The organism is uncultured Pseudomonas sp., assembly GCF_913774235.1.
Lineage (GTDB): Bacteria > Pseudomonadota > Gammaproteobacteria > Pseudomonadales > Pseudomonadaceae > Chryseomonas.
Window position 1 is genome coordinate 553,412 of the sequence record NZ_CAJYDW010000005.1, and the last position, 13,075, is coordinate 566,486.

Below are 13,075 nucleotides of genomic sequence, written 5' to 3' on the forward strand. Positions count from 1 at the left end.
TTCCGAGCACTGCACGCGCCCGTCTGGCGGACGCGCAGTAGTTTTGTTAGCTGCTCTTAGCCGGGATAATGGCGGCCAATTCGTCTGCCGTCCGGAACGCTGTACATGGAAATCAAGGTCAATTTTCTCGACAACCTGAGGCTCGAGGCCAAGTTCGACGACTTCTCGGTGATCGCCGACCAGCCCATTCGCTACAAGGGCGATGGCTCAGCCCCGGGGCCCTTCGACTATTTCCTGGCGTCCTCGGCGCTCTGCGCGGCCTATTTCGTCAAGCTCTACTGCCAGACCCGCGATATCCCCACCGACAACATCCGCCTGGCGCAGAGCAACATCGTCGACCCGGAAAATCGCTACAAGCAGACCTTCAAGATCCAGGTGGAGTTGCCGGCGGACCTTTCCGACAAGGATCGCCAGGGCATCCTGAGGTCCATCGACCGCTGCACGGTGAAGAAGGCGGTGCAGGCCGGCCCGGATTTCATCATCGAAGCGGTGGAGAACCTGGACGCCGACGCCCAGGCGCTGTTGCTGCCCAGCGACAACGGCAGCCAGACCTACATCCCGGGCAAGGATCGGCCGCTGGAAGAGACCATCGCCAAGCTCTCGGGCATCCTCGCCGAGCTGGGCATGAAGGTGGAGATCGCCTCCTGGCGCAACATCGTGCCCAATGTCTGGTCGCTGCACCTGCGCGATGTGCAGTCGGCGCTGTGCTTCACCAACGGCAAGGGCGCGACCAAGGAGGCGGCCCTGGCTTCGGCGCTGGGCGAGTTCATCGAGCGCCTCAACTGCAACTTCTTCTACAACGACCAATACTGGGGCGAGGCCATCGGCAACGCCGCCTTCGTCCACCACCCCAGCGAGCGCTGGTTCCAGCCGGGTCCCAAGGATGCGCTGCCCCGGGAGATCCTCGACCGCTACTGCCGCAAGATCTACGATCCGGAAGGCGAACTGCGCGCCTCGCACCTGTACGACACCAACTCCGGCAATGTGGCCCGCGGCATCTGCTCCTTGCCCTTCGTGCGTCAGTCCGACGGCGAGGTGGTGTATTTTCCCTCGAACCTGATCGAGAACCTCTACCTCAGCAACGGCATGAGCGCCGGCAACACCCTGGCCGAAGCCCAGGTGCAGTGCCTGTCGGAAATCTTCGAGCGGGCGGTGAAGCGCGAGATCCTCGAAGGCGAGCTGGCGCTGCCCGACGTTCCCGACGAGGTACTGGCGCGCTATCCCGCCATCGTCGAGGGCATCCGTGGCCTGGAGGCCCAGGGCTTCCCGGTGCTGGTCAAGGATGCCTCCCTGGGCGGTGAATTCCCGGTGATGTGCGTGACCCTGATGAATCCGCGCACCGGTGGGGTGTTCGCCTCCTTCGGCGCCCATCCGCGCCTGGAGATCGCCCTGGAGCGCAGCCTCACCGAGTTGCTGCAGGGCCGCAGCTTCGAGGGCCTCAACGACCTGCCGCAGCCGACCTTCGAGAGCCAGGCGCTGATGGAGCCGAACAACTTCGTCGAGCACTTCATCGATTCCAGCGGCCTGGTCTCCTGGCGCTTCTTCAGTGCCAAGGCCGACCATGAGTTCGTCGACTGGGACTTCTCCAGCGAGGGCGAAGACGCCACCGCCCAGGAGGCCGCCACCCTGTTCGGCATCCTCGCCGAGCGGGACCTGGAAGCCTACATGGCGGTGTACGAGGAACTGGGCGCGCCGGCCTGCCGCATCCTGGTGCCGGGCTATTCGGAGATCTATCCGGTCGAGGACCTGATCTGGGACAACACCAACAAGGCTCTGGCGGTGCGCGAGGACATCCTCAACCTGCACCGGCTGGACGATGCGGCGCTGGAATCCCTGCTGGAACGCCTGGACGATACCCAGGTGGACGACTACACCCGTATCGCCACCCTGATCGGCGTGGAATTCGACGAGAACACCGTCTGGGGCCAGCTCACCGTGCTGGAGCTGAAGCTGTTGATCCACCTGGCACTGGAGCAGTTCGAAGAGGCCAAGGAAGAGGTGGAGACCTTCCTGCAGTTCAACGACAACACCCTGGAGCGTGGCCTGTTCTACCAGGCGCTCAATGCGGTGCTGGAAGTGGAACTGGACGACGAACTGGAGCTGGCCGACTTCGAGGTCAATTTCCGGCGCATGTTCGGCGACGAGCGGCTGGACGCCGCCCTGGGTTCGGTGTCGGGGGAGGTGCGCTTCCACGGTCTGACGCCCACCAGCCTGAAGCTGGAAGGCATCGACAAGCATCTGCGATTGATCGACAGCTATCGCAAGCTGCACGCGGCGCGGGCCAGGGCGGCCGGGATCGCCGGCTAGCCGTTGCCCTGGCTCAGGGCGGTCAGGCGCGAGGACAGTGCCTTGATCTCCCGGCCCAGGTTGCGCAAGGTGCCGGCGGCCTGAGCGCCTTCCTCACTGGAGGTGTGGATACGGATCGCCAGCTCGTTGATCTCCTGGGTCACGTGGCTCTGCTCCTGGGCGGCCACGGCGATCTGCTGGGCGCGCTGCACGATGTCGTCGAAGCTGGCCACGGTACCGTCCAGGGTGCTCGAGACGCTGGTCGCCTCGTGGACCGCCGTCTCGGTGCCGCGCACGCCGTCCTGCATGGTCGCGACGGCGGTGTTGGAGGCCTGGCGGAGCTTGGCGATCATGTCCTGGATCTCGTTGGCCGATGCCTGGGTACGGCCAGCCAGGGTACGCACCTCGTCGGCCACCACGGCGAAGCCGCGACCCTGCTCGCCGGCGCGCGCCGCCTCGATGGCCGCATTGAGCGCCAGGAGGTTGGTTTGCTCGGAAATGGACTTGATCACGGCGAGCACACTGCCGACTCGCTCGATGTCGGCGCCCAGGGCGACGATGGCCGTGGCTGCGCCGCCGATGTCGCTGGCCAGGCCCTGCAGGACCGCGTTGCTGCGCTGCAGTTGATGCTGGCCATTCTGCACGGTGCTCAGTGACTGACGGGCGGTATCCGAGCAGTCGGTGGTGTTATGGGCCACCTCGCCGGCGCTGGCCGACATCTCGGTGATGGCGGTGGCGAGCAGGGTGTTGTCTTCGCGTTGCTGTTCGGCCCGTTCGGCCAGGCCGTCGGAGAGCTTGGCCAATTCCACCGCCTGCCGTTCCAGGGCTACGGCGTCACCGGCGATGCGCTGCAGCATCTGGCGCAGCGAGCCGGCGTAATGGTTGACCGCCAGGCGCAATTGGCCGATTTCATCGGGACGGCGGATGTCCAGCTCGCTGGCGTGCATGCCTTCCTGGCCAAGACGCTCGATCTGGGCGGTGGTCTCGTTGAGCTGGGTGAGCAGTCGGCGACTGGCCAACCAGGCAAGGCCCAGCAACGCCCCCAGCGAGGGCAGCAGGAGCAGCAGCATCAGCTGGGTCAGGCGGGTGGCCATGCCGGTCACAACGCTGTCGGCGTTGGCCAGGCCGATTCGCCAGCCGGTATCGGCCATGGGCAGCAGGGTGACGTAGGACGGGCCGCCCAGTCGCTGGTCTTGCGCCAGGTACAGTGTGGTGGGCTGGTCACCGAGGTTGGCCACGCGATCGGCGACCGGTTTGAACCAGGGATTCTGTCCGACCAGCCCACTCAGATTCGGCAAGCCCTTGTCGCCGCTGGATAGATCGGGGAAGTAGAGCACGTTGCCGGCGCCGTCCAGCGCGAAGACGTAGCTGCCCGCGTCACGGCTCTGTTGCGCGAGGAAGGCCGACAATCCGGCCAACTTCAGATCGAGGGTGGCCACCCCGGCGAATTCTCCCTTGGCGTCCCGATAGCCGATGCTGCAGGTCGTCATGTCCACGCCGGTCACCGGATCGCGATAGGCTTCCGACCAGACGCAGGTGCCCGGCTTGCCGTTGCGCGCAGCGACGAACCAGGGTTCCTGGTAGTAGGGCGGTAGGTCCGGTGCGTTGTAGCCGTCGGAGAACACCATCCGGCCCTGGGCATCGCGGGACCAGAAGAAGGAGCGCCGTTCGACCCCGGGGGTGAAGGCGTTCGGCAAGGGGGCCAGGCCGCCGCTGGCGATCTCGCTGCTGCTCTGCTGGAGGATGTTCTCCAAGACGCCCTTGGTCAGCTCCACGTCGTGGGGCAGGCGCTCCGCCACTCGGGCCATGGCCGCGGTGGTGCCTTGCACCTCCTGCAGGTTGGCCGCGAGGTGGCCGGCGATGGCCGCGGCGCTCTCCTCGGCGGAGCGGGTTCCGGCCTCCACCAGCATGGGCTTGGCGCCCAGCGCCATGACGGTATAGACCGCGATGGCGGTCAACGCCAGCAGGCCGAGGATGCCCACCTTCAGACGATCGGCGAGGCGGACGGGCAGGATGGTCATGGAGCTACCTCTTAGCACAATAAGGGAGATGATTAATATGGCGGCAGCAATCCGCCGATCTTGAGCGTCAAGGTTCGCTAAGCCTTGTGGTAGAGGCCTGGACGGGTAGGGCGCGGTCTAGGCAGACGATTGGTTTGGGCCCGACGGCGCAGCGAAGGTAGGGGCTGACGGCCGATCCGCCGGTATGGACGACCTGGCCGTCCGTCGGCGGACCGCCAGCTTCGGGCCACGTCAGGCCCTTTACTGGGCGAAGGTGACTGAGGATGGCGGGGGCGCCCGTTCGCGGAGGAGCGCGGATGGCACTCGCGACTGGGCGCTCCCTGACGGCTTGGCATGAAGCCTGCTTCGTATGAGCCGGCGGCGTGACACCCGAACCAGGTTATCTTGAGTGTTCCATCAGGATGGACAGGGGCCGGTGTGCGTCGACAAGAAAAAGACAGAGGCGAGACGTCATGAGCAGTGCAATCCAGGCACAGGACGAAGGTTTCCAATACTGGCTGGCGCAGATCAATCAGGTCTGTGGCGACTTCGGCGCCAAGACGCTGGGGTCCAGCTTCATCGGCAGCATCCAGGAATTCCAGCAGGGTGCGATTCGGCTCAGCGAGGTCGCGGCTCGGCAGGTCCATCTCTATCGCAGCGCGCGCGAACTCAACGCCGGCAGCAATGCCCATTGCTATGCGGTATTCCAACTCGAGGGGCAGTGTCTGCTGGAGCAGGATGGGCAGCGCGTGGCCCTGACCCAGGGTGACATCACCCTGCTCGATGCCAGCCGCCCCAGTGCCCTGAGCTTTCCGGAGCATTCGCGCCAGTTCTCGTTGATCCTGCCGCACCAGGTGCTGGCCAGAAGCATGCGCTTCACCCAGCTCGCCTGTGCCCGGCGGATCGCCGCCCAGACGCCTCTGGCGATGCTGGCCAATTCGCTGCTGCATGAGATCCGGCGCCAGCAGCATTGGGATCTGTACGACAGCGAAGCCACCCTGGATGCCCTGGTGGCCTTGCTCAAGCCGGCGCTGGGCGGTACCCAGGAAGAGAGCGATAGCCATACGCGGCTGTTCGAGAAAGCCCTGGCCTACATCGATACCCACCTCGTCGAGGAAGACCTCTGCCCCGAGCGCGTGGCGCGAGCCGTCGGCGCCTCCACGCGCGGGCTGTATCGGCTGTTCGCCAAGAAGGGCGTGGGGGTGTCGCAGTACATCCGCAATCGCCGGCTGGACCTGTGCGCCGAGGCGCTGCGCAATCCCCGGGGCGAGACCAAGCTGTCGAGCCTGGGCCTGGAATACGGATTTTCCGATTCGAGCCATTTCTTCACCGCCTTCAAGACGCGTTTTGGCGCGTCGCCCGGAGAGTATCGCAAGCGCTATGCCTAGGCTGCGGACTGCCTGACCGCGGATGTCGTAGACGCCTGGGATGTCCCCAGGCGTCCATCACCGCTTACAGCGACTGGGCCTTGCCGTCTTGCCGGGCCGCCGCTGCCTTGGGGGCGTCCGGTGCAAAGCCCAGCGAAGGCGTCTGGTCGAAGAAGTTCCACGGCTTGAGCAGCACGTGCACCCATTCGGTCGGCATGATCGGCCATTCTTCCGCCCGGGCCACATGGGTGGTGCCGGTGGTCAACCAGACCACGTCGTCGGTGTCCTTGATCGACTCGTTGTCCTTGGTGAAGGCGCCCAGGCCGGTGTCGCTGTTGGAGCGGTTCGGGTAGGTACCTTCCGGGTAGAACTCGTCGGGTTTGTAACGGGTGACCCAGATCTGCTTGTCCATGAAGCTCAGGCGGTGGTAGAGCCATTCGTCCTTGGCGAAATTGGCGCCCTTGGCGATGGGATGGGTGCCACCGGCATAGGGAATCAGCTGGTAACCCACTGGATAGCCCATGCGGTTTTCCTTGTTGGGGTTGATCAGCAACCGCACCGTGGCCGGATCGAATTTCTGCGCGGCCTGTTGCTCGGTGTCCACCAGCCGGGTCTCGGTCTGCATGGTGCTGGTGCGCGGACCGCCAGCGGTGTTGGGGGCGACGATGGGGTCGACCTCGGTCAGGGTGTTCTTCTCGCCATCCACGTCCAGGTCGAGACGGAAGTTGTAGATGTGCTGGTGGGTGGTGCCGACGATGTTGTGGTCGATCAGGGTACCGTAGCGGGTGTCGTTCTTCGCGGTGGCATCATGCACCGTTTTAGAGCGTACGCCTTTCACTGCTTCGATACCGGTGGCGCCGGCGTCGATGCCGAAGGTGCCGTTGGGCTGGAAGACCCAGTCGAAGATGTAGTCGTAGTTGCCCACCGTGCTCACCCAGCGCACCACCAGTTCGCGCCGCTCGGTGCTGACGTTGGGCTTGCCCATCTCCTGGTGCTTGTACTCGGGGCCGGCGTAGCGCTCGAACACGGCGATGGAGTTGGGGATCTTGACCGGCGTGCCGGTAAAGTCCGGCAGGGTGTTCTCCAGCATCACGGCGTTGTCCGGTGCATCCTTGCCGCGGGCCAGCGGCGAGGTCAGGGTGCCCATGCCGTATTCGCCGGAGTCGAGGTAGGCCTTGAAGTACCAGCCGACGTCCGGATCGCCGTAGGGCACGATCATGCCGCCCAGGGAGCCTTCGTACAGTATCTGGCGCTTCTTGCCGTGATCGTTGTAGGTGACGGTGGAGAAGATCGGGCCGACCCGCTGGTCCAGGCGGACGTGGAAGTCCCAGTTGCCCCAGCGGATGCTGTTGCCGGTGATGGTGTAGTTCTTGCCCTCGGGCTCGATGATGTGCATCGGCTTGAGCGGCTTGCCGGTACCGGCGACGTCGTAGGAGTTGGGCTTCATGGGGACGGGGATGACGCCCTGGTCCTCGATCTTGACGATCTTCTTCTGTTCCAGATCGACGACCGCCACCAGGTTCTCGATCGGGTGAGCCCAATAGTTGTTGTCGCCGGTATTCAGGTAGCTGACCACCTTGAGCAGGCGCTTGTCCTGGGTGAGGCCGTCCTTGTTGTCGAAGTAGCCCACCGTGAGCGGGGTCGCCACCACGTTCTTGATGTCGGTGATGCCGCGCTTGGCCAGGGCCTGGGCGTACTCGGGGCTGTTCTCGATGACCTGTTGCACGGTAGCGAAATCATCCAGCAGCACCATGCCGTGGGCGCCTTCGATGGGCGTCCAGCTGGTCACCTGCTGGGTCTTGAGGTCGACCACCGCTTCGATGACGTGCTTGCCTTCGAGCATGGAGACGTTGGCCTGGCGATCGACGCTGACCGGCTGGCCATGCAGCACGAAATTCCATACCTGGTCCTTGGGCGGCTCGCGCAGGGCGATGCGGGCGAAGCGCAGGTCGTCCTGGTAGTGCGGCGAGGCCTTGATGGCCTTGACCACGCTGTCGATCTCGTTGGCGGTCAGCGGATTCAGCGGGTGAGGGGTGCGTTCGATCTGGAAGGTCTGATCCAGTCGCGACTGGAAGACGTCGTTGATGAATTCCTTGGAGACATAGGCCTCGCCATGGCGAAACACCACGGGCGCGTGCAGTTCCAGGCGCTTGCCGTTGACCAGGGCGACCTTGCTGTTCGGCTTGACCTCGACGTAGGCGCCGTCCTTGACCAGGGTGAAAACCTGGGTGTAGTCGTTCCAGCGCACCGTGGCGCCGAAGTCTTCGAGGGTGCTGCGCAGCGGGACCATCTCGGCGGCCGCGCCGTGGGCCTGGGCGGTGCTGGTCCAACCCAGCAGGCTGCCGCCCAGCAGACAGGCGGCCAGCGAATAGGGCGCCAGGGTGCGCAACGCGGGTAGTGCTCGTTCCTTGCTCATGCGATAGGTCTCCAGGTTTGCAGGGGAGCGGTGACCCAATGTGCTACAAGTTCTAGCGCCGCTAGTTAGAACGGCTGCCAACCCGCTGTATTTGCCTGCCGCTCGGCCCGTCGAGCCAGCGTCGATAGACCGGGTGGGCGGGTTGGCAGCCGGACGGAGCGTTCTGGCACGCCGGGCAAGCCGGCCGGGCAGCCTGCTCGCCTAACCTCGTGGGGAACTTCGTACGTTGTCGCGCCACGGCGGCGACGTCTCTCCACAAGAGGATCCCCCCATGTCGACTCAACTCGTTGCCCTGCTGGATGAGGTCAAGGCCTTCGTCGCACGCGACCATGGCTCCTTCATCGACGGCCGCCCGGTCATCGAAGGCGGTGCTCCCCTGCCGGTCTACGACCCGGCTACCGGCATGATCATCGCCCAGGTCGCCGACGCCGATGCGGCGCTGGTCGACCGCGCGGTGCATTCGGCCCAAGCGGCCTTCGAGAGTGGCAGCTGGTCGCGTCGGCTACCCGCCGAGCGGGAACGGATACTGCTGCGCTACGCCGACCTGCTGGAGGTCAATGCGGAAGAGCTGGCCCAGTTGGAGACGCTGGAGCAGGGCAAGTCGATCAACATCTCGCGGGGCTTCGAAGTGGCCTGCGCGCTGAACTGGATGCGCTACGCCGCCGGCCTGGCCACCAAGATCACCGGCCAGACCCTGGATGTGTCCATTCCCTTGCCGGCCGGCGCCCGCTACCTCGCCTATACCCGCCGCGAGCCGCTGGGCGTGGTGGCGGGCATTCTGCCCTGGAACTTCCCGCTGCTGATCGGCATGTGGAAGGTGATGCCGGCCCTGGCCGCCGGCTGCAGCATCGTCATCAAGCCCTCGGAGACCACCCCCCTGACCCTGCTGCGCATGGCCGAACTGGCGGTCGAGGCGGGGGTGCCGCCGGGCGTGTTCAACGTGGTCTGTGGCCGAGGCGCCAGTTGCGGCCTGGCACTCACCAGCCATCCGGCGGTGCGCAAGATCAGCTTCACCGGCTCCACCGCCACCGGCAAGGCCATCGCCCGGGTGGCGGTGGATCGTCTGACTCACACCACCCTGGAATTGGGCGGCAAGAATCCGGCGATCGTGCTGGCCGATGCGGACCTGCAGCAGACCGTGGAAGGCCTGATGCTGGGCAGCTTCCTGAACCAGGGTCAGGTATGCGCGGCCAGTTCGCGGCTCTATGTCGAGGCGCCGATCTTCGAGACCCTGGCCGAACGGTTGGCCGGGGCGGTCAAGTCGATGACGCTCGGGCCCGGCCTGGACATGGGCGCGCAGATCAATCCGCTGGTGTCCCGCGAGCACCAGCTCAAGGTGCAGGGCTACCTGGACGAGGCGCGCCAGCATGCCGAGCTGGTCTCCGGCCAGGCGGTGCCCTCTGGCGATGGCTACTATGTGTCGCCGACCCTGGTGATCAATCCGGATGCGGCGGCGCGCCTGGTCCGCGAGGAGGTGTTCGGGCCGGTGGTGAACCTGATCCGCGTGGCGGATCGCGAGGAGGCGCTACGCCTGGCCAATGGCAGCGACTTCGGTCTGACCGCGAGTCTCTGGACCCGCGACCTCAATGCCGCCCTGGACCTGGTGCCGCGGCTGGAGGCCGGCACCGTCTGGGTCAACAGCCATACCCTGATCGACGCCAACCTGCCGTTCGGCGGCTACAAGCAGTCCGGCGTGGGTCGGGACTTCGGCACCCAGTGGCTGGATGCCTATACCGAGCAGAAGTCGGTCTGCATCCGCCACTGACCGAAGGCTGGCCGGCCGCCCCAGGGGCTGTCGGCCTTCACTTCAGCACACGGCGATATGGGAATCCGCGCGCGGTTCGGTGCCGCCGCAGAGTACGCCGGTTTCCGGATCGCGGACGATGATCTGGCCGCGGCCGAAGTCGGTGGAGTCGTGGGCGATCTCGATCTGGTGGCCGCGGCGCGCCAGGCCGCTGGCCAGGGCGCGGGAAGCCGCCTGTTCGATGCCGACCTTCATCTCCCCCAGCCACTGCCAGCGCGGGGCGTCCAGCGCCGCCTGGGGATTCAGGCCGAAGTCCACCAGGTTCATCACCATCTGCACATGGCCCTGGGGCTGCATGTAGCCGCCCATGACGCCGAAGGGACCGATGGGCACGTCACCCTTGGTCAGGAAGCCCGGGATGATGGTGTGGAAGGTCTTTTTGCCCGGGGCCAGGGCGTTGGAGTGGGCCGGGTCCAGGCTGAATTCCGAGCCGCGATTCTGCAGGCCGATGCCGCTGTCGGGCAGCACCACCCCGGAGCCGAAGCCGTGGTAGGCGCTCTGGATGAAGGACACCATGTTGCCCTCGCCATCGGCGGTGGCGATGTAGACGGTGCCGCTGGCCTGGGGATCGCCATGCAGCGGCGCCTGGGCCTGGTCGGTGATCTCGGCGCGACGGCGCTCGGCGTAGGCATCGTCCAGCAACAGGCTGGCGGCGACTCTCATGTGCTCCGGGTCGGTAATGTAGTGCAGGCCGTCGGCGTAGGCCTTCTTCATGGCCTCCAGCTGGCGGTGCCAGGTGAGCTGGCTGTCGCGCTGGTCGAAGTCGTAACCCTTGAGGATGTTCAGGGTCATGAGGGCGATCAGGCCCTGGCCGCTCGGCGGGATCTCCCAGACCTGATAGCCGCGGTAGTCGACCTTGATCGGTTCCACCCAGCGCGGCTGGTAGCCGGCGAGATCGGCGGCGGTCAGGTGGCCACCGCTGCCGGCGGCGTGATCGGCCAGGCGCTGGGCGATGGCGCCGCGGTAGAAGCTCTCGCACTGGGTCTGCGCCAGTTCTTCCAGGGTGCGCGCCTGGGCCGGGTTGCGGAACAGCTGGCCGGCGACCGGGGCCTTACCGTCGATGAGGAAGGTGTCGAACCAGGCTTCCAGTTCGGGCGACTTATCCCAGCTGGCCTGGTACTCGGCCTGGGCGATGCGCCACTGGTGGGCGACCACCGGCGAGACCGGGAAACCGTCGCGGGCCAGAGCGATGGCGGGCTCGAACAGGGTGGCGAAGGGCAGCTTGCCGAAGCGCCGCGATAGCTCGGCCCAGGCCGCCGGGCAGCCAGGTACCGTGACTGGCAGCCAGCCGTGCACCGGCATGCGTTCGTGGCCGGCGGCCTTGACCGTGGCGATGTCGAGGCTGGCCGGGGCATGACCGCTGGCGTCCAGGCCGTGCAGCTTGTCCTTGACCCAGACCAGGGCGAAGGCATCGCCGCCGATGGCATTGCCGGTGGGCTCCACCACGGTCAGGGCCGCGGCGGTGGCGATGGCCGCGTCGATGGCGTTACCGCCCTGGCGCAGCATGGCGATGCCGGCCTCGGCGGCCAGCGGCTGGGAGGTGGCGACCATGCCATTGCGGGCAAAGACGCTCTGGCGTTGCGAGGCATAGGGGTAGTCGTGGGCGGAGAAATTCAGCATGGCAGGCTCTTTGGGTTCAAGACCTAGGGATCAGAGCACGCGGCTCAGGAATTCGCGGGTGCGCGGATGGGTGGGATTGCCGAACACCTGGGCCGGTGGCCCTTCTTCGATCAGCTCGCCCTGGTGCAGCACCACCACGCGATCGGCCATCTCGCGGGCGAAGCCCATCTCGTGGGTCACCACCACCATGGTCATGCCGTCTTCGGCCAGCTCCTTCATCACCTGCAGCACCTCGCCCACGGTTTCCGGGTCGAGGGCGCTGGTGGGTTCGTCGAACAGCATGGCCTGGGGCTTCATGGCCAGGGCGCGGGCGATGGCGACGCGTTGCTGCTGGCCGCCGGAGAGTTGTACCGGATAGTGGTCGGCCTTGTCGGACAGCCGCACCCGGGCGAGCAGGGCGCGGGCCTGTTCCACGGCGGCGGCGCGCGCCACGCCGAGCACCTGGATGGGCGCCTCAATGATGTTTTCCAGCACCGTCATGTGCGGGAACAGATTGAACCTCTGGAACACCATGCCGATGTCGCGGCGGCGACGGGCGATGTTGCGCTCGGAGTCCCTGACTCTCGATCCATCGGCACGCTCGCGAAAGCCCATCAGCTCGCCGTTGACGCGGATGGTGCCGCCCTGGATGTCTTCCAGGTGGTTGAGGCAGCGGATGAAGGTGGTCTTGCCGGAGCCGGAGGCGCCGATCAGCACCACCACCTCGCCGCGGCGCACTTCCAGGGTCACGCCCTTGAGGATATCCAGCTCGCCGAAGGCCTTGTGCACCTCCAGCGCCTGGATCACGGGTTCTTGCGTGGTCGTCATGGCTAGCGTCCCCGTAGCTTGAAGCCCTGCAGGCTGAACAGCCGGCCGGTGGCGGTGGGTCGCTGACCGTCGGCCTTGCCGAAGCGCCGCTCCAGCCAGGCCTGGAAGAAGCCCCAGAGGGTGGTCAGGACCAGGAAATAGATGGCCACCACCAGGTACAGCTCGAAGACGCGGAAGGTCGCCGAGGTGATCATCTGGGTGCTGAGCAGCAGCTCCTGCACCCCGATGACGCTGACCAGGGTGGTGTTCTTGAGCATCACGTTGAACTCGTTGCCGAGCGGCGGAATGATCACCCGCAGCGCCTGGGGCAGCACGATACGGCGCATCAGCTTGGCCGGCGTCATGCCCAGGGAGCGCGCCGCCTCGTACTGGCCGCGATCCACCGCCCCGATGCCGGCGCGGATGATCTCGGCCATGTAGGCGCCTTCGTTGAGACCCAGGGCGATGATGGCCGCCTGGATGTTGCCCGGGATCACCAGGAAACCCAGGTCCAGGTCCTCGAAGCGGAAGATGCCGCCGGCTGCCAGGGCCGTGTAGAGGAAGACGATCTGCACCAGCAGCGGCGTGCCGCGCATCAGCCAGACATAGAAGCGCACCGGGTATTGCAGCGCCCGGTAGCGCGACAGCCGTGCCAGCGCCGCCAGCAGGCCGAGCGCGCAGCCCAGCAGCATGGCGCCGACGGCGATGACGCAGGTCAGCCCGAGGCCGTAGAGGTAGACGTCGCTCGGGTGCAGCAGGTACTGCCAGAACACATCCCAGCTGAAGTTCATCGTGA

8 protein-coding genes are annotated in these 13,075 nt (G+C 66.0%); 3 read left to right on the top strand and 5 right to left on the bottom strand.

Annotated elements, in window-relative coordinates:
* Positions 1 to 105: 105 nt before the first annotated feature.
* Positions 106 to 2,307, top strand: a complete 2,202-nt coding sequence (locus QZ471_RS04970; protein ID WP_295461374.1) for an OsmC domain/YcaO domain-containing protein — start codon at positions 106 to 108, stop codon at positions 2,305 to 2,307.
* Here QZ471_RS04970 and QZ471_RS04975 read toward each other — a convergent pair.
* Positions 2,304 to 4,307, bottom strand: coding sequence for a methyl-accepting chemotaxis protein (locus tag QZ471_RS04975; RefSeq protein WP_295461376.1), 2,004 nt, complete (start codon positions 4,305 to 4,307; stop codon positions 2,304 to 2,306). The two genes, QZ471_RS04970 and QZ471_RS04975, sit on opposite strands and share 4 nt — an antisense overlap.
* A 452-nt stretch (positions 4,308 to 4,759) precedes the next feature.
* Between QZ471_RS04975 and feaR the strand changes: the two genes are divergently transcribed.
* Positions 4,760 to 5,674: a transcriptional regulator FeaR gene (gene feaR / locus QZ471_RS04980; protein WP_295461378.1), complete on the top strand. Its 915-nt coding sequence runs from the start codon at positions 4,760 to 4,762 to the stop codon at positions 5,672 to 5,674.
* 64 nt (positions 5,675 to 5,738) lie between these two features.
* Here the strand turns inward: feaR and tynA are convergent, their stop codons facing one another.
* A complete protein-coding gene (gene tynA / locus QZ471_RS04985) occupies positions 5,739 to 8,069 on the bottom strand; it encodes a primary-amine oxidase (RefSeq protein ID WP_295461379.1) in 2,331 nt (776 codons plus the stop codon).
* 271 nt (positions 8,070 to 8,340) lie between these two features.
* On the opposite strand from tynA, the gene QZ471_RS04990 reads away from it, so the two are divergent.
* Complete coding sequence (locus QZ471_RS04990; RefSeq protein WP_295461380.1) at positions 8,341 to 9,834, top strand: aldehyde dehydrogenase family protein; 1,494 nt, start codon at positions 8,341 to 8,343, stop codon at positions 9,832 to 9,834.
* A gap of 42 nt (positions 9,835 to 9,876) precedes the next feature.
* Here QZ471_RS04990 and QZ471_RS04995 read toward each other — a convergent pair whose 3' ends face one another.
* Genes QZ471_RS04995 through QZ471_RS05005 form a run of 3 tightly spaced genes read right to left on the bottom strand, consistent with a single transcriptional unit; the run spans position 9,877 to position 13,070 of the window.
* On the bottom strand, positions 9,877 to 11,493 hold the full coding sequence (locus QZ471_RS04995) for a gamma-glutamyltransferase family protein (RefSeq protein WP_295461381.1): 1,617 nt from the start codon (positions 11,491 to 11,493) through the stop codon (positions 9,877 to 9,879).
* Between the two features lie 30 nt (positions 11,494 to 11,523).
* Positions 11,524 to 12,300, bottom strand: coding sequence for an amino acid ABC transporter ATP-binding protein (locus QZ471_RS05000; protein ID WP_295461383.1), 777 nt, complete (start codon positions 12,298 to 12,300; stop codon positions 11,524 to 11,526).
* A gap of 2 nt (positions 12,301 to 12,302) precedes the next feature.
* Positions 12,303 to 13,070: an amino acid ABC transporter permease gene (locus tag QZ471_RS05005; RefSeq protein ID WP_288437287.1), complete on the bottom strand. Its 768-nt coding sequence runs from the start codon at positions 13,068 to 13,070 to the stop codon at positions 12,303 to 12,305.
* Positions 13,071 to 13,075 lie beyond the last annotated feature (5 nt).